The organism is Rugamonas rubra (genome assembly GCF_900114705.1).
GTDB lineage: Bacteria > Pseudomonadota > Gammaproteobacteria > Burkholderiales > Burkholderiaceae_D > Rugamonas > Rugamonas rubra.
Map to the genome: position 1 here is coordinate 36,452 of NZ_FOTW01000018.1, position 23,924 is coordinate 60,375.

At 67.5% G+C, this 23,924-nt stretch carries 30 protein-coding genes and 1 tRNA gene; 16 read left to right on the forward strand and 15 right to left on the reverse strand.

Going from position 1 to position 23,924, the window contains the following annotated elements:
- Positions 1-11: 11 nt before the first annotated feature.
- Both BM252_RS18745 and BM252_RS18750 read left to right on the forward strand, forming a co-directional pair.
- Complete coding sequence (locus tag BM252_RS18745; protein ID WP_093389201.1) at positions 12-800, forward strand: coiled-coil domain-containing protein; 789 nt, start codon at positions 12-14, stop codon at positions 798-800.
- A 91-nt stretch (positions 801-891) separates the two neighbouring features.
- The gene (locus tag BM252_RS18750; RefSeq protein WP_093389202.1) at positions 892-1,167 is read left to right on the forward strand and encodes a DUF493 family protein; all 276 of its coding nucleotides are present in this window, start codon (positions 892-894) and stop codon (positions 1,165-1,167) included.
- Here the strand turns inward: BM252_RS18750 and gcvA are convergent.
- A complete protein-coding gene (gene gcvA / locus BM252_RS18755) occupies positions 1,160-2,074 on the reverse strand; it encodes a transcriptional regulator GcvA (protein ID WP_093389203.1) in 915 nt (304 codons plus the stop codon). The two genes, BM252_RS18750 and gcvA, sit on opposite strands and share 8 nt — an antisense overlap.
- A 121-nt stretch (positions 2,075-2,195) precedes the next feature.
- Here gcvA and yfcF point away from each other — a divergent pair, with 121 nt between their 5' ends.
- From yfcF to BM252_RS18785, 6 genes are all read left to right on the forward strand, one after another.
- Positions 2,196-2,825, forward strand: a complete 630-nt coding sequence (yfcF, locus tag BM252_RS18760; protein WP_093389204.1) for a glutathione transferase — start codon at positions 2,196-2,198, stop codon at positions 2,823-2,825.
- Between the two features lie 238 nt (positions 2,826-3,063).
- A complete protein-coding gene (gene lipB, locus BM252_RS18765) occupies positions 3,064-3,756 on the forward strand; it encodes a lipoyl(octanoyl) transferase LipB (protein WP_093389205.1) in 693 nt (230 codons plus the stop codon).
- A gap of 30 nt (positions 3,757-3,786) precedes the next feature.
- Positions 3,787-4,773 (forward strand): lipoyl synthase, encoded by a 987-nt coding sequence (lipA, locus tag BM252_RS18770; RefSeq protein WP_093389206.1) that lies wholly within the window; start codon positions 3,787-3,789, stop codon positions 4,771-4,773.
- A gap of 313 nt (positions 4,774-5,086) precedes the next feature.
- Entirely contained in the window at positions 5,087-5,512 is a 426-nt protein-coding gene (locus tag BM252_RS30295; RefSeq protein ID WP_139236607.1) for a hypothetical protein, read from the forward strand.
- Positions 5,513-5,521: 9 nt separating this feature from the next.
- Positions 5,522-6,100: a hypothetical protein gene (locus BM252_RS18780; protein WP_093389208.1), complete on the forward strand. Its 579-nt coding sequence runs from the start codon at positions 5,522-5,524 to the stop codon at positions 6,098-6,100.
- Between the two features lie 84 nt (positions 6,101-6,184).
- Entirely contained in the window at positions 6,185-7,351 is a 1,167-nt protein-coding gene (locus tag BM252_RS18785; protein WP_093389209.1) for a P-loop NTPase family protein, read from the forward strand.
- A 101-nt stretch (positions 7,352-7,452) separates the two neighbouring features.
- Here the strand turns inward: BM252_RS18785 and BM252_RS18790 are convergent, their stop codons facing one another.
- Both BM252_RS18790 and BM252_RS18795 read right to left on the reverse strand, forming a co-directional pair.
- The gene (locus BM252_RS18790) at positions 7,453-7,971 is read right to left on the reverse strand and encodes a hypothetical protein (RefSeq protein WP_245774334.1); all 519 of its coding nucleotides are present in this window, start codon (positions 7,969-7,971) and stop codon (positions 7,453-7,455) included.
- A gap of 81 nt (positions 7,972-8,052) precedes the next feature.
- Entirely contained in the window at positions 8,053-8,943 is an 891-nt protein-coding gene (locus BM252_RS18795) for a LysR family transcriptional regulator (protein WP_093389210.1), read from the reverse strand.
- A gap of 109 nt (positions 8,944-9,052) precedes the next feature.
- On the opposite strand from BM252_RS18795, the gene BM252_RS18800 reads away from it, so the two are divergent.
- Together BM252_RS18800 and BM252_RS18805 are read left to right on the forward strand one after the other, a co-directional pair.
- Positions 9,053-10,273 carry a serine hydrolase domain-containing protein gene (locus BM252_RS18800; protein ID WP_093389211.1) on the forward strand — a complete coding sequence of 407 codons (1,221 nt, stop codon included), beginning with the start codon at positions 9,053-9,055 and terminating at the stop codon, positions 10,271-10,273.
- Entirely contained in the window at positions 10,270-11,457 is a 1,188-nt protein-coding gene (locus tag BM252_RS18805; protein ID WP_093389212.1) for an MFS transporter, read from the forward strand. The genes BM252_RS18800 and BM252_RS18805 overlap by 4 nt, the downstream gene beginning before the upstream one ends.
- Before the next feature lie 32 nt (positions 11,458-11,489).
- On the opposite strand, the gene thrH is transcribed toward BM252_RS18805, so the two are convergent.
- The 3 genes from thrH to BM252_RS18820 are packed head-to-tail and all read right to left on the reverse strand — an operon-like array spanning position 11,490 to position 13,567.
- Positions 11,490-12,158: a bifunctional phosphoserine phosphatase/homoserine phosphotransferase ThrH gene (gene thrH, locus BM252_RS18810; protein ID WP_093389213.1), complete on the reverse strand. Its 669-nt coding sequence runs from the start codon at positions 12,156-12,158 to the stop codon at positions 11,490-11,492.
- An 11-nt stretch (positions 12,159-12,169) separates the two neighbouring features.
- Positions 12,170-12,787 carry a LysE family translocator gene (locus BM252_RS18815; protein ID WP_093389214.1) on the reverse strand — a complete coding sequence of 206 codons (618 nt, stop codon included), beginning with the start codon at positions 12,785-12,787 and terminating at the stop codon, positions 12,170-12,172.
- A 60-nt stretch (positions 12,788-12,847) separates the two neighbouring features.
- Positions 12,848-13,567 carry a 2OG-Fe dioxygenase family protein gene (locus BM252_RS18820; RefSeq protein WP_093389215.1) on the reverse strand — a complete coding sequence of 240 codons (720 nt, stop codon included), beginning with the start codon at positions 13,565-13,567 and terminating at the stop codon, positions 12,848-12,850.
- Between the two features lie 40 nt (positions 13,568-13,607).
- Between BM252_RS18820 and BM252_RS31110 the strand changes: the two genes are divergently transcribed.
- Together BM252_RS31110 and BM252_RS18825 are read left to right on the forward strand one after the other, a co-directional pair.
- Complete coding sequence (locus tag BM252_RS31110) at positions 13,608-13,769, forward strand: hypothetical protein (RefSeq protein ID WP_174900583.1); 162 nt, start codon at positions 13,608-13,610, stop codon at positions 13,767-13,769.
- 27 nt (positions 13,770-13,796) lie between these two features.
- The gene (locus BM252_RS18825; RefSeq protein ID WP_093389216.1) at positions 13,797-14,672 is read left to right on the forward strand and encodes a LysR substrate-binding domain-containing protein; all 876 of its coding nucleotides are present in this window, start codon (positions 13,797-13,799) and stop codon (positions 14,670-14,672) included.
- Between the two features lie 51 nt (positions 14,673-14,723).
- Here BM252_RS18825 and BM252_RS18830 read toward each other — a convergent pair whose 3' ends face one another.
- Complete coding sequence (locus BM252_RS18830; protein WP_139236609.1) at positions 14,724-15,338, reverse strand: hypothetical protein; 615 nt, start codon at positions 15,336-15,338, stop codon at positions 14,724-14,726.
- Between the two features lie 8 nt (positions 15,339-15,346).
- Entirely contained in the window at positions 15,347-15,802 is a 456-nt protein-coding gene (locus BM252_RS18835; RefSeq protein WP_342742527.1) for a GNAT family N-acetyltransferase, read from the reverse strand.
- A gap of 199 nt (positions 15,803-16,001) precedes the next feature.
- On the opposite strand from BM252_RS18835, the gene BM252_RS18840 reads away from it, so the two are divergent.
- Together BM252_RS18840 and BM252_RS18845 are read left to right on the forward strand one after the other, a co-directional pair.
- Positions 16,002-16,421 (forward strand): PaaI family thioesterase, encoded by a 420-nt coding sequence (locus BM252_RS18840; protein ID WP_093389219.1) that lies wholly within the window; start codon positions 16,002-16,004, stop codon positions 16,419-16,421.
- A gap of 113 nt (positions 16,422-16,534) precedes the next feature.
- On the forward strand, positions 16,535-17,125 hold the full coding sequence (locus tag BM252_RS18845) for a hypothetical protein (protein WP_093389220.1): 591 nt from the start codon (positions 16,535-16,537) through the stop codon (positions 17,123-17,125).
- Between the two features lie 19 nt (positions 17,126-17,144).
- Here the strand turns inward: BM252_RS18845 and BM252_RS18850 are convergent, their stop codons facing one another.
- The 5 genes from BM252_RS18850 to BM252_RS18870 all read right to left on the reverse strand — a co-directional run bounded on the left by BM252_RS18850 (position 17,145) and on the right by BM252_RS18870 (position 20,642).
- Complete coding sequence (locus tag BM252_RS18850) at positions 17,145-17,666, reverse strand: TlpA disulfide reductase family protein (protein WP_093389221.1); 522 nt, start codon at positions 17,664-17,666, stop codon at positions 17,145-17,147.
- Positions 17,667-17,784: 118 nt separating this feature from the next.
- Positions 17,785-18,456 (reverse strand): BON domain-containing protein, encoded by a 672-nt coding sequence (locus tag BM252_RS18855; RefSeq protein WP_093389222.1) that lies wholly within the window; start codon positions 18,454-18,456, stop codon positions 17,785-17,787.
- Complete coding sequence (locus BM252_RS18860) at positions 18,449-19,045, reverse strand: phosphoheptose isomerase (RefSeq protein WP_093389223.1); 597 nt, start codon at positions 19,043-19,045, stop codon at positions 18,449-18,451. Before BM252_RS18860 ends, BM252_RS18855 begins: the two co-directional genes overlap by 8 nt.
- Positions 19,046-19,102: 57 nt before the next feature.
- Positions 19,103-19,450 (reverse strand): YraN family protein, encoded by a 348-nt coding sequence (locus BM252_RS18865; RefSeq protein WP_093389224.1) that lies wholly within the window; start codon positions 19,448-19,450, stop codon positions 19,103-19,105.
- Between the two features lie 28 nt (positions 19,451-19,478).
- Positions 19,479-20,642 carry a penicillin-binding protein activator gene (locus BM252_RS18870; protein ID WP_245774335.1) on the reverse strand — a complete coding sequence of 388 codons (1,164 nt, stop codon included), beginning with the start codon at positions 20,640-20,642 and terminating at the stop codon, positions 19,479-19,481.
- Between the two features lie 131 nt (positions 20,643-20,773).
- Here BM252_RS18870 and rsmI point away from each other — a divergent pair, with 131 nt between their 5' ends.
- The gene (rsmI, locus tag BM252_RS18875) at positions 20,774-21,694 is read left to right on the forward strand and encodes a 16S rRNA (cytidine(1402)-2'-O)-methyltransferase (RefSeq protein WP_093389226.1); all 921 of its coding nucleotides are present in this window, start codon (positions 20,774-20,776) and stop codon (positions 21,692-21,694) included.
- Positions 21,695-21,828: 134 nt separating this feature from the next.
- Positions 21,829-21,905, forward strand: a tRNA-Pro gene (locus tag BM252_RS18880).
- 148 nt (positions 21,906-22,053) lie between these two features.
- Here the strand turns inward: BM252_RS18880 and BM252_RS18885 are convergent.
- Positions 22,054-22,974: a hydroxymethylglutaryl-CoA lyase gene (locus BM252_RS18885; RefSeq protein WP_093389227.1), complete on the reverse strand. Its 921-nt coding sequence runs from the start codon at positions 22,972-22,974 to the stop codon at positions 22,054-22,056.
- A 15-nt stretch (positions 22,975-22,989) separates the two neighbouring features.
- Positions 22,990-23,922: a 2-hydroxyacid dehydrogenase gene (locus BM252_RS18890; protein ID WP_093389228.1), complete on the reverse strand. Its 933-nt coding sequence runs from the start codon at positions 23,920-23,922 to the stop codon at positions 22,990-22,992.
- Between the last annotated feature and the right edge of the window lie 2 nt (positions 23,923-23,924).

The window sequence follows — 23,924 nt, forward strand, 5'->3', positions numbered from 1 at the left end:
AGGATACTGATATGAGCAACTCGAATGGCTGGGGTTTGACCGCGCGCCTGATCTCGAAACACTTCGGCGCGCTGGGCGACCGCGTGTCGGAAGCGATCGCCAACTTCGATCCCGAAACCGCCACCGAAGCCGACCGCGACCGCCTGGCCGACAGCCTGCGCAGCACCGCGCAGAAGCTGGCCGCCGCCCGCGCCTCCTTCGAGAAGGAGCGCACCGACGTGGTCAAGCTGCGCGAGCTGATCGCCACCGACGAGAAGGCCACCGGCACCCTGGCCGAGCGCCTGGCCGCCGGCAAGATCTCGGAGGCCACCATCACCCTGTTCTGCGACGAGCTGGAGGCCAACAAGGCCCGCATGCCGCAGGAGGAGCAGGAGGAGGCCGACGCCAAGCAGTACATGGACGAGCTGCAAACCATCGTCGACGCGCTGGCCAAGCAACTCTCCGAGTTCGACGCCGCCGCCAAGAAGGCCATGCAGCAGCTGGCCACCGCCAAGGCCCAGCAGGACCTGCAGCAGGTGCGCGCCGAGCGCCAGAGCGAACTGGCCGGCCTGTCCGGCATGCGCGGCAACTCCAGCGCCCTGAACGCGCTGACCCGGCGCGCCCAGACCGTCAGCAACGAGGCGGCCGGCATGCGCATCGTCAACGACATCGGCCAGCGCCCGATCGACCAGGCCGCCGAGATCGAGGCCATCCGCCGCTCCGTCAACACGCCGGCGCTGGGCGCCGAGTCGGCGCTGGAACGGCTGCAACGGCTGTCCGGCAAAAGCGCCGCGCCGGCCCCGCAGCTGGGCAATTCATAAGACGTCGACGTAATTGGCTACAATACCAAGTGTGGCGGCCGCGACGGCCGTCATGCTTGGTTTTTTTACATTGTTTTTGATTGGAATGATTATGGCAGCGATCCCACCCTCAGAGTCCCTCATCGAGTACCCGAGCGATTTCCCGATCAAGGTGATGGGCCCGACCCATGTCGATTTCGCGCCGACCATCGTTGAAGTGGTGCTCAGGTTCGACGACACCTTCCATGAAGGCAAGCTCGAAGTGCGTCCCTCGGCCAAGGGCAACTACACCGGCCTGACGGTGATCGTGCGCGCCACCAGCCGCGAGCAGCTCGACGCCCTCTACACCGAACTGTCGGCCCACCCGATGGTCAAGATCGTCATGTAACAGCGCCGCCGAGCTGGCGCTGGAAGTCCGCCACCTCGGCCAGCAGCCAGGCGCGGAAGGCCTGCACCTGCGGCTTGTGCGCCGCCGCCGGCGGGCTGACGAAGTAATATTGCTCGGCGCAGGGAACGGCCAGCTCGAACAGGCGCAGCAGTTGGCCCGAGGCCAGCTCCTGCATCGCCACCACGCGGCGCACCAGCGCCACGCCGTCGCCGTCGACGGCCGAGCGTATCAGCATCGACAAATCCTCGAACATCACCCCGCCGGACGGCTCCGCCAGCGCCAGGCCGGCCGCCTGCAACCACGGCGCCCACGGCTCCACCGAGCGCAGCAGGCAAGCCTGGTCCAGCTCGGCCGGCGTTGCCGGCAGGGCGCCGCCGCGATAGTGGGGACTCACCACCGGAAAATAGATGTCGCCCATCAGGCGTTCCACCTGCATGCCCGGATAGTGGCCCCGGCCGAAGCGGATGCCGACGTCGACGCCGTCGCGCGCCAAATCCTGCAACTGCCCGCTCGACTGCAGCACCACCTCCACCTCGGGATGCAACTCGATGAAGCGGCCCAGGCGCGGCGCCAGCCAGCGCGCCGCGAACGAGGGGATGGACGACACCGTCAGCCGGCGCGCGCTGGCGCTGCCCGGCCGCAGCGCCTCGGCCGCCATGGCGATCTCGGCGAAGGAGCGGCCCAGCACCTGGGCGAAGCGCAGCCCGTCCGCCGTCACCTTGACGTGGCGGCCGTTGCGCACGAACAGCGCCAGGCCCAGCTCCTCCTCCAGCGCGCGCACCTGGTGGCTGATCGCGCCATGGGTCAGGTGCAACTCCTCGGCCGCGCGCGAAAAATTCTGGTGCCGCGCCGCCGCCTCGAAGGCGCGCAGGGCGGAAAAATTGGGCAGCCGCGGGGTCTCGCTCATGGGTTTTTCTCGGGCCGGTTTTATGTGAATAGAACTAACAAGAAGCCCCAAAATATATCGTTATGTAGTTGCTTTGGCAAGGAATACCATGTGAACAGATTTCAACAACACGGAAACCGCCATGAGCCTAGTCTTGTACGCCAACAGCAGCTACACCAGCCCCTACGCCCTGTCCGCCTTCGTCGCCTTGACGGAGAAGGGCCTGCCCTTCACCCTGGAAACCCTCGACCTCGAGGCCGGCGCCAACCTGCTGCCCGCCTACCGCGACCTGTCGCTGACCACGCGCATCCCGGCGCTGGTGCACGACGACTTCGTGCTGACCGAGTCGAGCGCCATCTGCGAATACCTGGACGAGGCCTTCCCGGCGCCGGGCCACCCGGCGCTGTTGCCGCCCGGCCTGCGCCAACGGGCCCGCGCCCGCCAGCTGCAAGCCTGGCTGCGCAGCGACTTCCTGCCCCTGCGCGAGGCGCGCGACACCCGCACCGTGTTCTACCAGCCGGCCACCGAGCCGCTCGGCGCCGCTGCGCGCGCCGGCGCCGACAAGCTGATCCACGCCGCCGAGGTCCTGCTCGACGGCAACGGCGAGCACCTGTTCGGCGCCTGGTGCGTCGCCGACACCGACCTGGCGATGATGCTGCAACGCCTGATCAAGAACGGCGACGCGGTGCCGGCGCGGCTGCGCGACTACGCCGCCGCCCAGTGGCAGCGCGATTCCGTGCAGCAATGGCTGCGCCTGTTGCCTATCTATTGAGCAGCACCCCGCCCGCCCCGGTGTACCTGAGGCCGGCGGCGTGTTTGGGGTCGGACCCCGTACGGGGTCCGACCCCTGCTGTGTCTGTGGGGTGGCGTCCGCCCCTCGCCGCCCGCCCCGATTCGTCCCGCCGCGCCAGTCCGGCCGCGCCATTCCCGCCTCCGGCCCGCGCTGCCTTATAATGTCGCAGTTCCGGTTCCCCGGCCGTCCGGCCCCGAACCCCACCACCAGAGCAACCATGTCCACACCCCGCGCCGAACCGGCGTTGATCCGCCACCTCGGCCTCGCCGACTACGAAGCCACCTTCGCCGCCATGCGCGCCTTCACCGACGCGCGCACGCCGGACAGCCGCGACGAGCTGTGGATCGTCGAGCACCCGCCGGTGTTCACGCTGGGCCTGGGCGCCGACCGTGGCCACCTGCTGGCCGGCGCCGACAGCATCCCCATCGTGCAGACCGACCGTGGCGGCGAGGTCACCTTCCACGGCCCCGGCCAGGTGGTGATCTACCTGCTGATGGACCTGCGCCGCAACAAGCCCGGCGGCAAGCTGTACGCCCGCCAGTTCGTGCATAAAATCGAGCAGGCGATGATCAATGTGCTGGCGGCGTATAATCTCGCAGGCGAGCGCATCGACGGCGCCCCCGGCATCTACGTCGCCGACGGCGCGCACCAGGGCGCCAAGATCGCCGCGCTCGGCCTCAAGGTGCGCGGCAACGGCTGCACCTACCACGGCCTGTCGCTCAATGTGGCGATGGACCTGGCCCCGTTCTCCTGGATTAACCCCTGCGGCTACTCCGGCTTGGAAACGGTCGACATGCGCAGCCTCGGCGCGCGGGCGACCCTGGCCGAGGTGCAGCAGGCGCTGGCGCAAGAACTGACGCAAGTGCTGGACGTGGCCGCAGACCAGCCCGCCGGCAACCACCACGAATAACCAAACTACGCCCCTGTGGGCCCGCAGCCAATGACCTCTGAGACCACCGACAAGATCGCCCCCGCTTACAACCCGAGCGACAAGCAAAAAGGCGCCAGCAAGACCTCGCGCATCCCGATCAAGATCGTGCCGATCGAACAGGTCGAGCGTCTGAAAAAGCCGGACTGGATCCGCGTCAAGGCCGCCTCGGCCTCGACCCGCTTCTACGAGATCAAGGACATCCTGCGCGAGAACAAGCTGGTCACCGTCTGCGAGGAGGCCAGCTGCCCGAACATCGGCGAATGCTTCGGCAAGGGCACCGCCACCTTCATGATCATGGGCGACAAGTGCACCCGCCGCTGCCCGTTCTGCGACGTCGGCCACGGCCGTCCCGATCCGCTCGACAAGGAAGAGCCGGCCAACCTGGCCAACACCATCGCCAAGCTGCGCCTGAGCTACGTGGTGATCACCTCGGTCGACCGCGACGACCTGCGCGACGGCGGCGCCGGCCACTTCGTCGAGTGCATCCAGCACACCCGCGCGCTGTCGCCCAACACCCAGATCGAGGTGCTGGTGCCCGACTTCCGCGGCCGCCTGGACAAGGCCCTGGCCATCTTCAAGGACGGCCTGCCCGACGTCATGAACCACAACCTGGAAACCGCGCCCCGCCTGTACAAGGAAGCGCGTCCCGGTTCGGACTACATGCACTCGCTGCAACTGCTCAAGGAGTTCAAGGAGCTGTATCCGAACGTCAAGACCAAGTCCGGCATCATGGTCGGCCTGGGCGAGACCGACGAGGAGATCCTGCAGGTGATGCGCGACATGCGCGAGCACAACATCGACATGCTGACCATCGGCCAGTACCTGGCGCCGTCCAACAGCCACCTGCCGGTGCGCCGCTACGTGCACCCGGACGTGTTCAAGATGTTCGAGCAAGAGGCCTACAAGATGGGCTTCAAGCACGCCGCCGTCGGCGCCATGGTGCGCAGCTCCTACCACGCCGACGAGCAGGCCCACGGCGTGCTGGCGCCGCTGTAAATCTGCACCATCCAAGCTCGCACCCGGGGACGAGCGTTTCCGGCGGGCAAGTGGCGGCGTTCTGCGCCGCCGCTCGGCCGGCGCCCGGATCGGGTGCCGCGCATTCCCTCTTGCCCCACTCCCCCTGCAGACTTGAGCGCGCTGTGCCTTCGGCTGCGTGCCGCCATTTGGCGCCAGGATGTGCCAGCGAAGCACCACGATGCTATGATGATCTCGCGCAAACCGTCCAAACCTTGACCTCCGCGTCCAAGCAAGAAAACCTACGCTGGAGGCGTTTGCTCCACCGTGCCACAGCGCACGTCGAAAGGTGTCTATGAAGAACTCGACGGAAGACAGAGCTCGTATCGAGAATGGTTCACTTCGTGATGGTACTGGACCGCTAGGTAATTCTCCGCATGCGGAAGCGTATATGGTGCAGCTCAATGCCATTGAGCGTTTCCGTGCAGTCCCGACAAATTGGTCGACCTCGCCCGTGGTGGCGCCAAATGACGAGCAAATTGCCGCAGCCCAACATGGACTCCTCATGCTTCTTCTGGAAGAGGTTCCCGCCCCGAAGCTCATGCTGCTGAACGATGGCACGCTGGCCGCGTTCTGGCGTCATGGCGACGTGTACGCGAGCATCGATTTTGATGCCGATGGCGACTTCCCCTGGTCCGCCGCGAGGGAACTCGACGTCACGTCTGGCACGTGGTCGGGTGGCACGCTGCCACCTCCGTTGCGCGACGCCATCGGCGGCTAGGCTAGGCCGATGGCCTGCGAAGATATCGGCGACTACATTGGACCAGCGGACGAATTCGTCCGCTTTATCCTTGGAGTTGACCCGTTGGGCGACTGCCAGAGTGTCAAGGTGGGCAGAACATCGCCGGGTCCGGTCGAGGACGACGAGGTGCTTGCACGTTTCGTGTTCGCTCCTGCACACATGTCGACCCAGACAGGCGAAATTGACGAGACCGTTGTCTTGGATGCGTTTAAGTTCGGCGCATCGGTGAATCGCGTTCAAATTGATTGGGAACAAGCCCTTCCCGTGCTTCACCAGCGCGGGGAAGCTTTGGCCGAACAAATCCGCAATGGGTCGGCACAACGTCCACCTCAGCCTGACCGACAGTACCTCGGCGTTTTCCGCTTCGTCGCCCATAGTGCGCGTGCGGTGAATGTCGATGCCGTGCCGGCGCGCATCCGTCTTTACGACACGTCGTTGCCCGATGATCCACTCCATGGCGATATCGTTGCGAGTAACTTTGGCCTGTCGAAAGCGCATAAGAAGGAGTTGCGCGTGCGGCTGTTCCTGCTCGTGCAAAAATCAGGGCTGTTTCCATCGATAACGTGAGGTTCGTCGCGCCCAGGGGGGAACTTGTAGACGCCTATAGTCTGACTATAATTCCTTTATAGTTCGCTATAGTAGGTGACCACTATGCCCTCTGCAGCAGCGGTTTTCCACCGCCCGGAACTGGCCCGCAAGTTGGTGCAACAGATACTCCAGGTCGGCGTCGGCAGTGCCGCCGGTTCCGGCGTCTTCCTTTCCGCCCCCCGCCGCACGGGAAAATCCACCTTTGTCCGCGAGGACCTGCGGCCCGCCTTCGAGGCCGAGGGCGCCTTGGTCGTGTATGTCGACCTGTGGGCCAATCCCCCGGCCGACCCCGGCGATGCCATCGTCCAGGCGATACGCTCGGCGTTGCAGGGCCAAGACGGTGTGCTGCTGCGCCTGGCCAAGAGCGCGGGCCTGAGCAAGTTCAGCGTCGGCGGCGCCATGCAATTCGACCTGGACCGCGTGGGACTGGGCGCAACGGTGTCGTTGAGCGAGGCTTTGGTCGCCCTGTCGGACGAGATCGCCGCCATGATCGTGCTGGTCGTCGACGAGGCCCAGCACGCCATGACCAGCGACGCCGGCGTCGCGGCACTATTCGCCCTCAAGGCGGCGCGCGACGAACTCAACAGCAGCCGGCACCATGGCTTGCGCGTCGTCTGCACCGGCTCCAACCGCGACAAACTGGCCATGCTGCGCAACAGCAAGGAGCAGGCCTTCTTTGGCGCCCCGATGGTCAACTTTCCCCTGCTGGGCCGCGATTTCATCGATTGGTTCTGTGCCCGCATCGACCTGCCCTTCCCGCTCGATGCGGCGCAGGTGTGGCCCTTGTTCGCGGCGGTCGGCTGCCAGCCGGAATTGTTGGGCGCCGCCGGCGACCACTTCCGCTTCGACTTCGAGCTGGACCCGGCGGCGGGCCCGCAGCAGTTCGCCGAGGAGGTGCGCCGCCTCGCCGCCGAGATGGTTGAAGTCCAGCGCAAAGACATCCACAGCCTGACGCCGATCCAACTGGCGGTGTTGCGTGTCATGGCGGCATCGGGCAACACCTACGCCCCGTTCGAGACGGCGACGATGGGACGCTACCGACTGGCCATGCAGCTGGCCGGCCTGCCGGCGGACGAGGTCAAGGCCGACGTGCCCGGTGTGCAGCAAGCCCTCATCGCGCTGCAGGAGAAAAAGCTGGTGTGGCGCGCGGCGCGCGGCATGTATGCGCTTGAGGAGCAAAGCACCGTCGACCTGCTGCGCGCCGAAGGGCTGCTGGCCGGCCTCGACTAGGCGGCGAGCGGCGGCCAGCGATCTGCATCCGCCCCTTTCCGGCCGCCGTCGTGCGGAACCGGCTGCTGGTGCTGCTCAGGCCGCTTCCATCGGCCGCCGCCTCAAGGCATGCTGCACTTGCCGCGCATGGCGGCGGCGATGACCCAGGGCAGCGACAGCGGGCCGACCACGCCGATCGGTCCGATCTTGGCGGGCTGGTGCTTCAGCGCGTTGTCGTGCAGACAGTCCGGCACCCTGGCCTCGTTGAATGCCGCCGTCATCCGCGCGCTGGTCGGGTCGCCGCTGTAGATGTCGGGGCCGGATTTGAGCGCCGACACCGGCGCGCCCTCGGCGTGCAGCACATCGTTGATCGCCTGCTTGATGACGGCATCGGAAATATTCAACGGCGCCGTCGTCGTCGAGGCTGGCGCCGGGCGCGCCTGAGTGCTCTTGGCCGCCGCCGGTTTCGCCGCCGTGACGGCTGTGGCGGCCGGTGGCACAGCGGGTTTTGCAGCGGGGTTGGCGATAGTTTGCCGAGCCGACGCCGACGCCGATGCCGGCGCGGCCTCGGCCGCCACGGCGCCGGCGGCGAACGCGATATTGACTGCGAGAACAAACCCGGCGACTGCTGGCTGCATCATTCTTCCTGACCGTGGGAATCACTGTACAAAAACAATAACATAGCCGAAGCCCGTGGTGGCGTCCAACGGCGTCACCAATGCTCACATTTTCGGGAACACCCGCTCGCCCAGAAAGTCGATCAACACGCGCAGCTTGGGCGACAGCTGCCTGCTCGACGGCCACAGGATCTGGAACGAGCCGCTGTGCTTGCTGTGCGCCGCCAGCACGGTGCGCAGGCGGCCCTCGGCCAGCGCCGCGCGCACGGCGAAGTCGGGCAGGCTGGCGATGCCCAGGCCCTGCTCGGCGAAGTGGATCAAGGTGTCGATGGTGTTGCAGCCCAGTACCGTGGGCAGGCCGGCGCCGTGCAGCTGCTCCCAGCCCGCCACCGGCCACGGCTCGACCTTGCCGGTGCTGGGGAACTTGTAGAGCAGGCAGCGGTGGCGCCGCAGGTCGGCCGGCAGCTGCGGCGCGCCGTGCCGCTCCAGATAGGAAGGCGACGCCACCAGTTGCAGATGGAAGCTGCCCAGCTTGCGGCTCATCAGGCGCGAGTCGGCCGTGTCGCCGACGCGCACCACGGCGTCGAAGCCCTCTTCTATGACGTCGACGCGGCGGTCGGTGCAGTCGAGGTCCAGCTCGATCTCGGGATACTCGCGGGCAAAGGCCGCCAGCACCGGATTGAGCAGGCCGCCCACCAGCGGCAGGCTGATCCGCAGCCGGCCGCGCGGCGCCGCCATGCTGCTCGACAGCGCCAGCTCGGCCTGCTCGACCTCGCCGAGGATGCGGCGGCAGCTCTGCAGGAAGACGCCACCCTCGGCCGTCAAGGTGATGCTGCGCGTGCTGCGGTGGAACAGGCGCACGCCCAGCCGCAACTCCAGCCGCGCCACGCTCTTGCCGATGGCCGACGCCGACACCCCCAGCACCCGCCCGGCGCCGACAAAGCTGCGCGCCTCCGCCGCCTGCACGAAGGCCGACAGGCCCGCCAAATGATCCATGGATCTCCCCGATTACGGACGCCAGTGTCCGCTATGAGCGGAACTGTAGCCCATTTTTCTTCGACCCGCCCGCCGCTAAGCTGGAATCCCCACTTTTCGAGGAGTTCCCATGTCCAATCTCAACATCCCCGTCCAACATCCGGCCGACCCGGCGCTGGCCGCGCGCATCGACGCCGTGCTGGAGCAGACGCTGGCCGAGCAGCGCCTGGTCGGCGCCGTCGTCCTGGTCGCCCGGGGCGGCCAACTGGTCTACCACCGCGCCGCCGGCATGGCCGACCGCGAGGCCGGCCGGCCCATGCGGCAGGATGCCCTGTTCCGCCTGGCCTCCGTCTCCAAGCCCATCGTCTCGACCGCCGCGCTGGTGCTGCTGGCGCGGGGCAGCCTCGATCTGGAGCGGGCCGTCTCGCACTACCTGCCGCACTTCCAGCCCCGGCTAGCGGACGGCACGGCCGCCGCCATCACCGTGCGCCAGCTGATGACCCACACCGCCGGCCTGAGCTACCGCTTCTTCCAACCGGAGGACGGCGCCTACGCGCGCGCCGGCGTGTCCGACGGCATGGACGACAGCGCCGTCAGCCTGCGCGACAACCTGGCCCGCATCGCCGCCGCGCCGCTGCTGTATCCGCCCGGCAGCGAGTGGAGGTATTCGATCGCCACCGACGTGCTCGGCGCCGTGATCGAACAGGTCAGCGGCCTGCCCTTGCCGCAGGCCGTGGCGCAGCTGGTGACCGCGCCGCTGGGCATGCTCGACACCGCCTTCACGGCGCGCGACCCGCAGCGCCTCACGGCCGCCTACGCCAACGCCAGCCCGGCGCCGCGCCGCCTCGCCAGCCCCGACCGGATACCCTTCCTCGACGGCGGCGCCGGCTTCCACCTGGCGCCGGAGCGCGCGCTCGACGCCGCCGCCTACCCGTCCGGCGGCGCCGGCATGGTCGGCTCGGCCGGCGACCTGCTGCGCCTGCTGGAAACCCTGCGCCGGGGCGGCGCGCCGCTGCTGCCGGCGGCGCTGGTGGCGCAGATGACCAGCAACCAGATCGGCGAGCTGCCGATGGCCTTCTGGCCCGGGCGCGGCTTCGGCCTGGGCATCACCGTGCTGAAGGACCCGGCCGCCGCGCAGAGCCCCGAATCGGTCGGCACCTGGCGCATGGGCGGCACCTACGGCCATTCCTGGTTCGTCGATCCGCAGCGCGAGCTGAGCGTGGTGGCCTTCACCAACACCGCGCTGGAGGGCATGGCCGGCGCCTTCGTCGACCAGCTGTGCCACGCCGTCTACGGCAGCACGCCGGGTGCTGCGGCCACCACCACCGCCACCGCCGGAGCGCGGCCGTGACAAGCCGCCGGCCGGTCTTCTTCATCGCGCTGGGCCTGTTCGGCCTGTACTGCATCGAGTTCGGCGTGGTCGGCATCCTGCCGCTGATCATCGAGCGCTTCCACGTCACGGCGGCGCGCGCCGGCCTGCTGGTCGGCTTGTTCGCGCTGGTGGTCGCCGTTGCCGGTCCGGCGCTGGTGCTGCTGGCCTCGCGCTTCGACCGCAAGCGTGTGCTGGCCGCCGCGCTGCTGTTGTTTGCCGCCGTCAGCGCTCTGTCGGCCTACGCGCCCAGCTTCGGCGCGCTGATGGCGCTGCGCGTGCTGGCGGCGCTGTTCCATCCGGTCTACTTCTCGCTGGCGATGGTCGCCGCCGCCTCGATGTATCCGCCGCAGCAGGCCACCCGCGCCAGCGCCCACGCCTTCATCGGCACCAGCATGGGCATGGTGCTGGGCATCCCGCTGACCACCTGGGTCGCCGCCCGCTTCGGCTATGAGATGTCGTTCCTGTTCTGCGCCGGCGTCAACCTGGCCGCCGCCGCCGGCCTGATCGCCAGCCTGCCGCCAACGCCTGCCGGCGGCCGCCTGTCCTACGTCAAGCAGCTGAGTATTCTGCGCCGGCCGCCGCTGTGGCTCAACATCGCCGCCGCCACCGTGGTGTTCGCCGCCATGTTCTCGGTCTACGCCTACGCCGCCGAGTATCTGCGCCAGCGCACCGGCATGGACGGCGGCGGCATCGGCTTGACGTTGGCGATCTTCGGCCTCGGCGGCGTGCTGGGCAACCTGCTGGCCGGCCGCCTGCTCGGCAAGGGTCTGCTGGCGACGGTGCTGCTGCACCCGCTGGCGCTGGCCGGCGCCTACGCGGTGTTGTACTTCTGCGCCACGCCGGCGCTGACGACTATGGCCGTCATCGCCCTGTTCTGGGGCGCCGCCCACACCAGCGGCCTGATCGTCACCCAGGTCTGGCTGAGCACCGAGGCGCCGGACGCGCCGGAGTTCGCCACCGGCCTGTACATCGCCTTCATCAACCTCGGCGTGACCATCGGCTCGCTGGCCGGCGGCTGGTTCATCGAGCGCTTCGGCATCCAGGGCAGCATCGTCAGCGGCCTGCTGTTCGCCGCCTTGGCGCTGGCCTTGGTGGCCTTGAAGGTGCTGCTGTACGGCGGCGCGCCGCCGCTCGCCCGCCGCGCCGTGGCGGCGCGCGGCTAGCGTGGCGCCGGCGGCAACGGCGCCGCCGCGCCTCAGGCGCCGTTGCCGGCCTTGCGCAACACGATACCGCCGGGCGGCGGCGCGAACCGCCGCTCGGCGGGCGCGGCGGCGCGCGCGACGGCGGCCAGGATGTCGTCGTAGTCGAGCGCGACACGCAGATCGCCGGCCACCTGGAGCGTCTGCGGCGAAGGCTGGAACAGGAAGCCGAGATCGGCCTGGCGCAGCATGGCCAGGTCGTTGAGCGCGTCGCCCACGGCCAGCACCCGGTGGCCCTCCTGCTGCAGCTGTTGCACGGTTTCCTCCTTGCCGCGGCGGGGTAGGAAACAACAGCCGTCGATGAAGCCGTCGGCGTCGACCGACAGCCGGTGGCACTGCAATTCCACCGTCCCCAACGCCGCCACGAACGGCGCCGCCAGTTCGACAAAGGCGTCCGACAGCACCAGCACCTGGTGCTGGCGCCGCAGCGCCGCCAGGAACTCGGCGGCGCCGTACAGCGGCCGCAGCGTGGCGACGATGCGTTGGACGTCGACCAGGCGCAAGCCGCTCCTGCGCAACAAGGCTATCCGCCTGAGCATCAGTCGCGGATAGTCCGGCTCCTCGCGCGTGGTGACGGCCAGTCCGGGTATGCGGGCCAGTTGTCCAACGTGCGGCCACATCTCCGGCACCAGCACACCCTCCAGGTCTATGCATGCGATGTTCATTCCGCCCCCGCCTAGTGGCTCAAATTGGTGAAGGCCAGCGAGGTGCCGAGCGCCATCAGGACGCCGCCGATCAGCTTGTCGATGGCGCTTTGGTGGTTCAGCATGCGCGAGCGGAAGGCCTGCTGCGAGAAGAACAGCGCGACCAGGCCGAACCAGAAGAAATGGGTGGCCGACATGAACAGGCCGTAGCCGAACTGGGTGGTCCACGGCGTGCCGGCCTGCACCACCTGGGTGTAGGTGCTGACGACGAACAGCGTGGTCTTGGGGTTGAGCGCGTTGGTGAAGAAGCCGTTGCCGACCATCCGCAGCGGCGCGACGGCGTCGGCGCCGTGCAGGTCGATGGTCAGCTTGGACTTGTTGGCGAAGGTCTTCCAACCGATGACGATCAGGTAGAGGGCGCCTACTACCTTTATCAGGGTGAACAATGCCGGCGAGTGGGCGATAATCAGGGCGACGCCGAACATGGTGTAGAACACGTGCACCTGCACGCCCAGCGCGATGCCGAGCGCGGCGAGCAGGCCGGCGTTGCGGCCGTATAAATAGCTGTTGCGCGTTACCATCGCGAAATCCGGGCCAGGGCTAATGGTGGCGAGTATGGTGATCAGGGCGACGGCAATGAGCTCGGTCATGTTTCTTTCCTTCTGGGGTGGGGGGATCGCGCGGCGTGGCGCCGCGCGATGTTGCTGCGGCTATTTTTTACGGAAGGTCACCACCAACACGTCGCGGCTGGCCGCCTGCTCGACGTCGAGCTGGACGATCGGCGTCACGCCGTGCAGCACATGGTGGTCGTTGACGATGGCCGCGTCGAACAACTCGGTGAGGGTGAAGCTGTCGATCTTGCGCTTGTCCAGGTCGTAGATCTGGGTGCAGCCGTTGACCACGTTCTTGCGGTTGACCATCAACATCAGCACGAAGTTGACGCCGTCGCGGTGCACGCCCTCCGGCGTCGGCTTGCCCTCGGCGGCCAGCTTGGCGTCGATGCGGAACTGGTGCGCCTCGATGTGCCAGTGGGCGTACGGCGACAGGCGGCCGAAGATGCTGCAGCAAAAGCGCAGGATCGCCGTCATCGTCGGGCCGCGCAGGATCTCCGGCTCGATCGGCTGGTAGTGCCGCGCGATGCCGCCGTTGAGGTTGTTGTAGCTCAGGCTTTGGTAGTGCGGCTGGTGCGGCTCGACGTACACCACGTGGCTAGACGGCAGCGCGCGCAGCGTGGCGTGGCGGCGCGAGCGGTAGCGGCCGCCGTCGGCCATGTACTCGTCGCAGGGCATGTCGTTCCAGCTGTCGCGGAAGGCCGCCAGGTCGGCCAGCGCCGCCTCGTTGCCATCGAGCAGGTATTCCCGCATCCGCTCGGCGGGAATGAAGCAGCGGTCCTTGCGGGTGATCAGGTCGCACAGTCGATCGATGGCCATATCCGGTGCGCAAATCTGGCCTTCATCCAACAGAATAGTCATGTTAAAAGTTCCTCGTTACGCATCATTCGACGCAAAGTTATCGGTGAAAAATCATCGCCGTTCGGTGCCTGGCGACGATCCGGTTGTTCCAGTTCCTGAGCAAAATTATCGATACATTGCCGGCGCCGGAAAAGCGATTTATACTTTCGATAACATGTGAGGAAAACTAACAGAAAGCGAGGCGCCGATGAACCGCCAGCCACCGCTCAATGCGCTGCGTTTTTTCGAGGCCGCCGCCCGCCTGGGCAGCTTCGTCAAGGCGGCCGAGGAGCTGCACCTGACGCACGGCGCCGTCAGCCGCCAGGTGCGTTTGCTGGAGCAGTCGCTGGGCACCGCCCTGTTCGAGCGGCGCAACCGCGGCGTGTTCCTGACGCCGCAGGGCGAGCAGCTGTGGGCGGCGGCGCAGTACGCCTTCGAGCACCTCAACGCCGCCATGGACGCGCTGCGCCAGCCGGCGCGGCAGGCGCCGCTGGTGCTGTCCTGCGAGCCGACCATCTCGATGAAATGGCTGATCCCCCGGCTCGGCGACTTCTACCGCTGCCACCCGGAGATCCAGCTGCACATCTTCGCCTCCGGCGGCCCGGTCGCCTTCCAGCGCGACGGCGTCGACATCGCGCTGCGCCGCAACGACTTCAAGTGGGACGTCGGCGTCCATGCCGAAACGGTGTGCGACGAGTGGATCGGCCCGGTCTGCGCGCCGACCCTGTTGAAGCGCAAGCAACTGCACCTGCCGGCGCAGCGCATCCTGCACACCTCGTCGCGCAGGACGGCGTGGGCCAGCTGGCGCGGCGCCAGCAAGACGGCTGCCGAGCACAGCGGCAGCCAGACCTACGAGCACTTCTATCTGACGCTGCAGGCGGCCGGCGCCGGCCTGGGCGTGGCCATCAGCTCGGTGTTCATGGCGCAGGACGAGATCGCCGACGGCCGCCTGGTGGCGCCGTTCGGCTTCGTGCGCGACGGCTCGGCGTACTGCCTGCTGTCGCCGCTGCCCTTCGACGCCGACCCGCGCCGCGCCGCCTTCCTGCGCTGGATGCGCCGGCAGATGCGCTACGCGCCGGCGTAAGCTTTCCCGCCCCGCGCGCGGGCCTAGGTTCGGCTGTTTGGCCCAGTGGGTTTAACGGGAGTTGGCACCAGGGGGCTGAATTGTTCGGCGCAGCAATTCGGTTTTGAGCAAAGCCCAGTGCCAACAACGATCGCTGATCTCAATCGCACCGCCGCTGCTGGCATCCAGTTCTATCGCGGTATCTATGGCTTCCTGCTTCAGCAGCCATTTGGCATGGTTCAAGGCTCGTAGCGTGCCGCTTAACCAACATCTGCCGTCCAGCGACGTCATGAACAGAACGTCTTGGAAGCGGCAACCCAGTTTTTGCCGCAGATTGATCAGCGCAGCCTTGTCGCTTTTGTCGAAAGTCGGCGACAGCAGGTAGTGGCTCCCGTTGGCATCCTCGACGTCGTATTTGTTCTGTAAATACTCCTGCCAGCTTTGCCAGCTGCCCACCGATTTGACTGTCCCTGTCGCGACTTCGACTAGGTGAGCGGAGGCGCCGACCAAACATCGTTCCTGAATCCCATGAACGACATACGCTTCGCAGTTTCCGCGCAATACCCAGTAATCACCTCGTGGCGACAATTCACAAGATTGGATGACAATCCAATCTCCTCCGGCTCTTGCCACATCTCGGTTGGCGTGTTCAAGAAAAATGAGCTGCGCGTCATGTGATGTCATCATGGGATTGCTCAACCTTGACTAGGCTTGGACGGCGCCTTGCGCACGCGATACTGGACGTCGGTGGCGCCGGTCTGCGCTCCCCTGCTCCACCCTTGCGCCGCATAGAAACGGTCGGCGCGCGTGTTGGCGGCCGTGCTCAGCCGGACCTCGTCGTTGCCCAGCTCGAATAGCCAGTCGACCGCCAAGGCCAGCAAGCGCTTGGCGCAACCCCGCCCCTCATGCTCGGGGGCGATGAACAAGGCCCAAATCGAGGCGTCTTGGCTGGCCGCGCAACAAAAGCCGGCGATTTCGCCACGCACCTCGGCGACCCAGCCGCGCCCCAGGCGCTCAAGATAGTCCAAATACATCTGTTGGGTGATCCGGGCGGGATCGGCCAGAATGTTCTCGCGAACCTCCAGGCGTATTCTCGACATCGCGGGGATATCGGCGACGGTTGCCTGGCGAAAAGTGGCACTAGGGTTCAATGTTGACCTCGATGTTATTACGACGGTAATGTTGCATGAAGATATCAGCAATTCTCTTCGATGGTTGGATTTTGGCTGCTGGCACCGTGACCACGGGCCATGTGGGACGAATTCACCTCGCCCTCAAGCAGTCGGCGGAAAGTTGCTATCATCAAGAGCATTGGGCCGTCGTCCGGCCAGCCAGCGAGGAAGCGCCGCAATGAATCCACAATGTACCCCCGAGTATTTCAACCACATCAGCGAAGGCACCCTGCCGGCGCACCTGGGCATCGTCGTCACCGCCGTGGGCGACGGCGAAGTTCGCGCCGAGTGCGCGGTGACGCCCAAGCTGCTGGCGCCGAACGGCTTCCTGCACGCCGGCAGCGTGGTCACGCTGGCCGACACCGCCTGCGGCTTCGGCTGCATCAGCAACCTGCCCGAGGGGGCCAGCAGCTTCACCACCATCGAGCTCAAGTCCAACCACCTCGGCACGGCGCGCGAGGGCGCCATCGCCGTCACGGCCAAGCTGCTGCACCCGGGCCGCACCACCCAGGTGTGGGACGCCGTGGTGAGCAACCAGGCGAGCGGCAAGACGATCGCGATGTTCCGCTGCACACAGATGATCCTGTATCCCAAATAGCCGGTGGGAGCGCCGCCGCGACCCGGCGCCGCGCCGTCGCGCCCGCTGTGTGCGGACCCGAACAGACCGCTTCCGGTGTTTGGCGGACTCTGGCGCCTCACCGGGAGAAAAACATGTCGAACATCATCGCAGGGTATTTGCAGACGCAAGACCAGGTCAAGCGCGCCATCGAAAGTCTGGTGGTGGAGGGCGATTTCGCGCCCGACCAGATCAGTTCCTTCTTCGTCAATCCGGCCGGGCAGCACGACAGCTATGGGTTGGGCGGCGACCGCGACAAGTCGCCCGGCGCCAAGCAAAGCGGCGAGGGCCTGGCCGCCGGCATGGCCACCGGCGGCGCCGTCGGCGCGGCCATCGGCATGGCCGGCGTGGTGGTGGCCGGCCCGCTGGCGCCGGCCATGGGGGCCCTGCTCGGCGCCCACGTCGGCGGCCTGGTCGGCAGCATGCGTTCGATGAAGGAGCGCGGCGAGGAGGAAACGGGGCCGGATGGCGCCGACAACACCGAGCCGCAGCGCGCCTCGGGCATGCTGGTCGCGGTGGCCGCCAGCGGCCCGGAGCGGCAGGCGCAGGCGATGGACTTGCTGGCCCGCGTAGGCGCGACGCGGATCGAAAAGGCGGACGGGACTATCCGGGCGGGCGACTGGACCGACTTCGATCCGCTGACCCCGCCACAACTGGCGGGGCGCCCGGCGCCGGCCAGCGCATAGCGGCCCCGGTGGGGCCGACTTAGCCCTGCAGGGCTTTTTCCAGCAGCTTGTGCAGCGCCGGGAATTCCGGCTCGCCGACATAGCGCTTGAGGATCTTGCCGTTGCGGTCGATGACGAAGGTGGTCGGCGTCATGGCGACGTTGCCGTAGGCCTTGGCGGCGTCGCCGGCCGTGTCGAGCGCCACCTTGAACGGCAACTGGCGTGTTTCGGCGAAGTTGACCACGTAGTTCGGCGGGTCGTCGCGCATCGCCACGGCGACGAACTCCAGGCCCTGCGACTTGTACTTGTTGTAGGTCTCGACCATTTTCGGCATCTCGGCCACGCAGGTGGCGCAGGAGGTTGCCCAAAAATTGACCATCACCACCTTGCCGTGCAGGCTCTCGGGCGTGATCTTCTCGCCCTTGATGCTCATGAAGGTCACGGCCGGGGCGCTGCTCTGCTGGTTCAGCGCGGCGTAGGCGGCCACGCCGGCGGCGGCGATGACCACGGCGGCCAGCGCCGGCTTGAGCCAGGCTTTGGAGTTGGAGCTGGATGCTTGCATAGGATGTTCACCGTCGAATGGCAGGTGCGAACATTATAGGCCGGTATTCTTAAGACCGTTCGAACCCGCGCGCCGGGTGGACATGCCGTCCACCCGGCGCGGTTTTACGTCGGCTGGCTTAGTTGGCGGCGGCCTGCTGCTTGGGCGCGGCGGGGGTGGGCTGGTAGCTCTTCCACTCCTCCTCGGTGATGTACTCGAAGATCTTCACGACTTTTTGCACGCCGCTGACGCCGCGCGCCACGTCGGCGCCGATGTTGCCTTCGCGCTGGGTGACGCGGCCCATCAGGTAGACGGCGCCGCGCTCGGTCACCACCTTGAAGGAGTTGGCCGAGATGTCCTTCATGTCGACCAGGCTGGCCTTGACCTTGGTGGTGATCAGCGCGTCGCTCGAGCGCGAGGTGTAGCTCGACAGTCCGGCGATCTCCATCTCGTTGGCCACCGAGACCACGCCCTCGATGCCGCGCACTTCGCGTTCGGCGGCGTCCTTCATGGCCTGGTCGCGCACCTCGCCGGTCAGCAGGACGCGGCGGTTGAAGCTGTTGACGTTGATGTGGCCGGCGTCGCCGACCAGGTTCTGCAGCTTGATCTCGCCCTTGACGGCGATGGTCTTGTCCTCGGTCTGCGCGCCGAAGGTGCGGCGGTCCGCGGCGGCCACGGTGCCGATGACGGCGCTACCGACGATCATCTCGACACAGCCCGTCAGGGAAGTCAGCAGCGTGCCGCACAACAAACTCAGTACCAGCGGACGTTGCAGGCGTTTCCAGCCCGGGCCCTTGTCGAAACTAGTCATTCGCGTCTCCTCCGAATAGCGCGACGTCGATGCCGTCGCAAATGCAATGTATGGTGACCAGATGGACTTCCTGGATGCGGGCGGTGCGCTCGGCCGGCACGCAGATGTGCACGTCGGCGTCGGTCAGCAGCTTGCCGATGGCGCCGCCGCCCTTGCCGGTCATGGCGACGACGCGCATTTCGCGCTCCAGCGCCGCCTCGATGGCGGCGATGACGTTGCCCGAGTTGCCCGAGGTGGAGAACGCCAGCAAAATGTCGCCGGCCTGGCCGAAGGCCTGCACCTGCTTCGAGAAGATCTCGCGGTAGCTGTAGTCGTTGGCCACCGCCGTCAGGATCGAGGTGTCGGTGGTCAGCGCCAGCGCCGGCAGCGGGAAGCGTTCGCGCTCGAAGCGGCCGACCAGCTCGGCGGCGAAGTGCTGCGCGTCGGCGGCCGAGCCGCCGTTGCCGCAGACCAGAATCTTGTTGCCGTTCGACAGGGCGGCAAACATCATGTCGATCGCCTGGGCGATGGGCTGGGCCAGCACGGTGGCGGACTGGATTTTGATTTCGGCACTTTCGTGGAAGTGCGCCAGGATGCGTTGATTATTCATAGTGTCGTGATTATAGTGCAGTCGCCCGGCGCGCCGGACAAGCGCTGTTAAAAATGCTTACATTTGCAGCACGTTGCGCAGCCAGCTCAATTGCCCGCCGTCGATCGCCACCACGTCGAAGCGGCAGGGCGGCAGGCTGGCGTAGCGTAGCAGATAGTATTCGGCGGCGCGCTGCATGCGCTGCTGCTTGCGCGGGCCGATGCTGGCGGCGGCGCCGCCGTGCTTGCGGTCGGCGCGCCGGCGCACCTCGACGAAGACCAGCTGGGCGCCGTCGCGCATCACCAGGTCGATTTCGCCGAGCTTGCAGAGGAAGTTGCGCTCGACCAGGACCAGGCCGCGGCCCTCCAGGTGGGCCAGGGCGGCGTCCTCGCCCTGGCTGCCCAGGCGCTGGCGTTCGGTGCGCATGGCGGCTTGGCGCGCGCTGTGGCGGCGCTCAGGGCGCCACCGGCAGCGGCACGCCGTTCTTGTAGACGGCCGGCTGCTCGACCCGCTCGAAGCTGGCCGGCCCTTGGCCGAAGCTGACCGCCAGCCGGCCGGTCACGCCGTCCAGCACGAAGCGTCCGCTGGGTTGGCGGGCGATCTGGCGCGCCACGCGGAAGGCGTCGATGCCCAGCGCGTACAGGCGCTCCAGGTCGGCCGCGCCGGCGCGCCGCTCCTGCGACCGCGGCGGGTGCGGGTAGACCATCACCGCCGGATGGTCGCGCTGGATCTGCCAGGGCAGGTCGAGCAGGCGCACGCCGTCGAGTTCCTGGTCGGGGAAGTTGTTGCCGTTGCCGGGGTTCAGGGCCGAGGTGCCGTACAGCGGCAGCTCGGCGCCCAGCGCGGCGCGCAGCTGGCGCGTCTGGTCGGCGCCGAGGGCGGCGAACACCAGGCCGGGCGCCTCGCCCTGCACGCGGGCGCGCAGCTGCACCAGCTCCGGGTCGCTCAGGTAGCCGTTCGGCGCCGCCAGCTCGACCAGCCGCAACGGCCGGCCCAGGCGCTGCCACTGGGCGGCGAAGGCGGCCGCGCTACGGCGCTGCCACGGCGTGGCCGTGGCCACCACCAGCGCGCTGCTGTTCGGATGCTCGGCGCCGGCCCACTGCGCCGCCTGGCGCGCCTCCTCCTCGATCGACAGGCCCATCGCCAGCATCTGCGCCGGCAGCGCGGCGTCGGCGCCGCCGCCGTGGCCCTCGGGGTAGTTCAGGGCGATGGTCGGCTTGCTCACCAGCGCGCTGGCGGCCACCGCGCCGACGGCCGAGCGCGATAGCGGCCCGACCACCATGTCCTGTTGTTGCAGCGCGCCGGCGTAGCTGGCCAGCACGTCCTGCGCCACGTCGCCGGTTTCGACGACGGTGACGTCGATGCCGTCGCGGTCGCGCTCCCAGGCCGCCATGAAGCCGTCGCGCAGCGCCGCGCTGGCCTGGCCCAGCGCCTCGGAGCGCAGCGGCAGCAGCAGGGCGATGCGGGTGGCCGGGGCCGCCGGCGCGCCGTCACGGCCGGCCGCGCCGCCGGCCGTGGTGGTGGCGGCGGGCGGCTCGACGGCGTAGGTTTCGACGCGGGCCGGCTCGGCCTCGGCCGGCTTGGGCGCGGGCGCGTAGACCAGCACTGGCGGCGCCATGCTTGTGTTTGACGAGATAGGCGCGCACAATCGGCCGGGCGCGTCGCACGGCGTGCTGCAGCCGGCGACGACGGCGGCGCCCACGCCCACAAGCAGCAACTTCACACTTTTAGCCAGCATCCTACCCCCAAATGACCGTACAAGAATCCAGCCCCATCGCCAGCCTGCCCGTCATGGGCGAAACGGCGCACCAGACCTATCCTAGCGCAACATTGTATGTAGTGGCGACCCCGATCGGCAATGTGACCGACATTAGCCTGCGCGCGCTGCATGTGTTGAGCCTGGTCAACGCCGTGGCCTGCGAGGACACCCGCAACACGGCGCAATTGATGACCCGCTTCGGCCTGCACAAGCCGCTCATCGCCGCCCACCAGCACAACGAGCGCGAGGTGGCCGAGACGCTGATCGCGCGGCTGCAGGCGGGCGAGCGGATCGCCCTGGTGTCCGACGCCGGCACGCCGGCCGTGTCCGACCCGGGCGCGCGCATCGTCGACGCGGTGCGCGCCGCCGGCCTGCGCGTGCTGCCGCTGCCGGGCGCCTCGGCGGCGGTGACGGCGCTGTCGGCCAGCGGCCTGGTCAACGACCAGTTCTACTTCGTCGGTTTCCTGCCGGCCAAGGCCAAGCAGCGCGAGAACTTCCTGCAGACGCTGCGCGCGGTCACCGCGACGATGGTGTTCTACGAGGCGCCGCACCGCATCCTCGATTGCGCCGGCGCGCTGGCGGCGGTGTTCGAGCCGCAGCGCGAGGTGGTCTTCGCGCGCGAGCTGACCAAGATGTTCGAGGAGATCCACCGCTGCCCCCTGTCCGAGGCCGAGGCCTGGATCAAGGCCGACCCGCACCGCGAAAAGGGCGAGTTCGTCGTGCTGCTGGCCGGCGCCCCGGCCGCCGAGGACGAGCAGGACGTCGAGGCCGAGCGCATCCTGAGGATTTTGCTGGCCGAGTGCTCGGTCAAGCAGGCCGCCAACCTGGCGGCGCAGATCACCGGCCGCAAGAAGAACGCCTTGTACGACCGCGCCTTGCAGATGAAGGCCGACAGCGACGCCGAAGCCTAAGCGGCCGGCGTGGCTTTTCTGGCAAGTGCGGAACCGGCGCAAAGTCCCGCATTGAAAAAATATCGCAATGATCTAAACTGATTTCACGATGACCCTTGACGGAGTTCGATCCAACTTGTATTATCTTGCTTCTTCGGAGTGTGGCGCAGCCCGGTAGCGCACCTGGTTTGGGACCAGGGGGTCCAAGGTTCGAATCCTTGTACTCCGACCAAAATTTAAAATCCCCGTGTGATGGAAACATCACACGGGGATTTTTCTTTGCGCGCTCGGTTTGTGGTGGCACGGTAAATCAGCGGCGTAAATTTAGGGTCAGACCCTAGGGTCTGACCCTGGTTTCCGGCCAGTGGGTGGTCTGGTAACTAGCCGGCGCGCTTGGCGGCGATGGCGTTGCCGGCGCGGCTGGCGCCCTTGCGGCCGAGGAACTGGGCGATGAACTGGCCGGCGTCGACCACGATGTCGAGGTCGATGCCGGTCTCGATGCCCAGGCCCTGCATCAGGTACAGCACGTCCTCGGTGGCGACGTTGCCGGTGGCGCCCTTGGCGTAGGGGCAGCCGCCCAGTCCCGACACCGACGAGTGGAAGATCGCGATGCCTACTTCCAGGCTGGCGTAGATGTTGGCCAGCGCCTGGCCGTAGGTGTCGTGGAAGTGGCCGGACAGGCCGCCGATGGCGAACTCCTGCGCCGCGCGCCGCATCACCGCCTGGGTCTGGCGCGGCGTCGCCACGCCGATGGTGTCGGCGATGTCGATCTCGTCGCAGCCCAGGTCGCGCATGCGGCCCACCACGTCGGCCACCGCGGCCAGCGGCACCTCGCCCTGGTAGGGGCAGCCGAAGGCGCAGCTGATGCTGCCGCGCAGGCGCAGGCCGTGCTGCTTGGCCGCCTTGGCGACGCCCTCGAAGCGGGCGATCGATTCGGCGATCGAGCAGTTGATGTTCTTCTGCGAGAAGGCCTCCGAGGCCGAGCCGAAGATCACCACCTCGCCAGCCTTGGCCGCCAACGCGGCGTCGAAGCCCTGCATGTTCGGCGTCAGCGCGGAGTACACCACGCCGGGGTGCCGTTCGATGGCGGCCATCACCTCGGCGCTGGTGGCCATCTGCGGCACCCATTTCGGCGAGACGAAGGAGGCCGCCTCGATGTTGCGGAAGCCGGCGCTCGACAGGCGGTTGACCAGCTCGATCTTGACCTCGGCCGGCACGCTTTCCTTCTCGTTTTGCAGGCCGTCGCGCGGGCCGACTTCGACGATCTTGACGTGCTTGGGCAATGCGATGTTGCTGTTCATGTCGTTCTTCCTCGCTCAGTAACCACGGATGCGGTCGACGATGCCGTCGACCATTTCACCCGCCTCGATTTTCAGGATCTTCTCGGCGATCTGTTGTACGCTCTCGCGCCGCAGCGTCATCGCCGAGATGTGCGGCGTGATGCTGATGCGCGGCTCCTGCCAGAACGGGTGCTGGCTCGGCAGCGGCTCGTTGCGGAACACGTCCAGCGTGGCGGCGGCGATGTGGCCGGACTTGATCAGCGTGAGCAGGTCCGGCTCGGCGACGTGGGCGCCGCGCGCCACGTTGACCAGGTAGGCGCCCTGCGGCAGCTTGGCCATGTTGCTGCGGTCGACAATGTTGTTGGTGTCGGCCGTCAGCGGCAGCAGGCAGACCAGCACGCGGGTGCCGCGCAGGAAGGTGTCGAGGCCGTCGGCGCCGTGGAAGCACTGCACCCCGGCCACCTCCTTGGCGCTGCGGCTCCAGCCGCGCAGCGGGAAGCCGAACGGCGCCAGCGCCTCGAGCACGCGGCCGCCCAGCGCGCCCATGCCGAGCAGGCCGATGGAGAAGTCCTCCTTGTTATGCTGCGGCAGCGGCGCCCACTGGCCGGCGCGCGCCTGCGCCTCGTACTCGTCGAAGCGGCGGTAGTAGCGCAGCACCGCGTGGGTCACATACTCGGCCATTTGTATCGCCATGCCGGCGTCTTCCAGGCGGATCACCGGCACGTGGCGCGGCAGCTTGTCGCCGAAGCGCAGCAGGCCGTCGACGCCGGCGCCGGTGAGGAAGGTCGCCTTGACCTCGCCCAGGTCGGCCAGCATGCCCTCCGGCGGCGACCACACCACCGCGTAGTCGCAGGGCGGCGGCGTGGTGCCGGCGCGCCAGACCACCACCTCGGCGTCCGGCAGGTATTTGCCGAAGTCCTTGATCCAGGGCTCGGTCGCGCCGTCGGCGCGATGTAAGAGAATTCGCATAT

What these genes read in the sequence shown, in the direction of transcription:
- BM252_RS18745 (WP_093389201.1), top strand. Translation starts at nt 12, where the DNA reads ATGAGCAACTCGAATGGCTGGGGTTTGACCGCGCGCCTGATCTCGAAA.
- BM252_RS18750 (WP_093389202.1), top strand. Translation starts at nt 892, where the DNA reads ATGGCAGCGATCCCACCCTCAGAGTCCCTCATCGAGTACCCGAGCGAT.
- gcvA (WP_093389203.1), bottom strand. Translation starts at nt 2,074, where the DNA reads ATGAGCGAGACCCCGCGGCTGCCCAATTTTTCCGCCCTGCGCGCCTTC.
- yfcF (WP_093389204.1), top strand. Translation starts at nt 2,196, where the DNA reads ATGAGCCTAGTCTTGTACGCCAACAGCAGCTACACCAGCCCCTACGCC.
- lipB (WP_093389205.1), top strand. Translation starts at nt 3,064, where the DNA reads ATGTCCACACCCCGCGCCGAACCGGCGTTGATCCGCCACCTCGGCCTC.
- lipA (WP_093389206.1), top strand. Translation starts at nt 3,787, where the DNA reads ATGACCTCTGAGACCACCGACAAGATCGCCCCCGCTTACAACCCGAGC.
- BM252_RS30295 (WP_139236607.1), top strand. Translation starts at nt 5,087, where the DNA reads ATGAAGAACTCGACGGAAGACAGAGCTCGTATCGAGAATGGTTCACTT.
- BM252_RS18780 (WP_093389208.1), top strand. Translation starts at nt 5,522, where the DNA reads ATGGCCTGCGAAGATATCGGCGACTACATTGGACCAGCGGACGAATTC.
- BM252_RS18785 (WP_093389209.1), top strand. Translation starts at nt 6,185, where the DNA reads ATGCCCTCTGCAGCAGCGGTTTTCCACCGCCCGGAACTGGCCCGCAAG.
- BM252_RS18790 (WP_245774334.1), bottom strand. Translation starts at nt 7,971, where the DNA reads ATGATGCAGCCAGCAGTCGCCGGGTTTGTTCTCGCAGTCAATATCGCG.
- BM252_RS18795 (WP_093389210.1), bottom strand. Translation starts at nt 8,943, where the DNA reads ATGGATCATTTGGCGGGCCTGTCGGCCTTCGTGCAGGCGGCGGAGGCG.
- BM252_RS18800 (WP_093389211.1), top strand. Translation starts at nt 9,053, where the DNA reads ATGTCCAATCTCAACATCCCCGTCCAACATCCGGCCGACCCGGCGCTG.
- thrH (WP_093389213.1), bottom strand. Translation starts at nt 12,158, where the DNA reads ATGAACATCGCATGCATAGACCTGGAGGGTGTGCTGGTGCCGGAGATG.
- BM252_RS18815 (WP_093389214.1), bottom strand. Translation starts at nt 12,787, where the DNA reads ATGACCGAGCTCATTGCCGTCGCCCTGATCACCATACTCGCCACCATT.
- BM252_RS18820 (WP_093389215.1), bottom strand. Translation starts at nt 13,567, where the DNA reads ATGGCCATCGATCGACTGTGCGACCTGATCACCCGCAAGGACCGCTGC.
- BM252_RS31110 (WP_174900583.1), top strand. Translation starts at nt 13,608, where the DNA reads ATGTTAAAAGTTCCTCGTTACGCATCATTCGACGCAAAGTTATCGGTG.
- BM252_RS18825 (WP_093389216.1), top strand. Translation starts at nt 13,797, where the DNA reads ATGAACCGCCAGCCACCGCTCAATGCGCTGCGTTTTTTCGAGGCCGCC.
- BM252_RS18830 (WP_139236609.1), bottom strand. Translation starts at nt 15,338, where the DNA reads ATGATGACATCACATGACGCGCAGCTCATTTTTCTTGAACACGCCAAC.
- BM252_RS18840 (WP_093389219.1), top strand. Translation starts at nt 16,002, where the DNA reads ATGAATCCACAATGTACCCCCGAGTATTTCAACCACATCAGCGAAGGC.
- BM252_RS18845 (WP_093389220.1), top strand. Translation starts at nt 16,535, where the DNA reads ATGTCGAACATCATCGCAGGGTATTTGCAGACGCAAGACCAGGTCAAG.
- BM252_RS18850 (WP_093389221.1), bottom strand. Translation starts at nt 17,666, where the DNA reads ATGCAAGCATCCAGCTCCAACTCCAAAGCCTGGCTCAAGCCGGCGCTG.
- BM252_RS18855 (WP_093389222.1), bottom strand. Translation starts at nt 18,456, where the DNA reads ATGACTAGTTTCGACAAGGGCCCGGGCTGGAAACGCCTGCAACGTCCG.
- BM252_RS18860 (WP_093389223.1), bottom strand. Translation starts at nt 19,045, where the DNA reads ATGAATAATCAACGCATCCTGGCGCACTTCCACGAAAGTGCCGAAATC.
- BM252_RS18865 (WP_093389224.1), bottom strand. Translation starts at nt 19,450, where the DNA reads ATGCGCACCGAACGCCAGCGCCTGGGCAGCCAGGGCGAGGACGCCGCC.
- BM252_RS18870 (WP_245774335.1), bottom strand. Translation starts at nt 20,642, where the DNA reads ATGGCGCCGCCAGTGCTGGTCTACGCGCCCGCGCCCAAGCCGGCCGAG.
- rsmI (WP_093389226.1), top strand. Translation starts at nt 20,774, where the DNA reads ATGACCGTACAAGAATCCAGCCCCATCGCCAGCCTGCCCGTCATGGGC.
- BM252_RS18885 (WP_093389227.1), bottom strand. Translation starts at nt 22,974, where the DNA reads ATGAACAGCAACATCGCATTGCCCAAGCACGTCAAGATCGTCGAAGTC.
- BM252_RS18890 (WP_093389228.1), bottom strand. Translation starts at nt 23,922, where the DNA reads ATGCGAATTCTCTTACATCGCGCCGACGGCGCGACCGAGCCCTGGATC.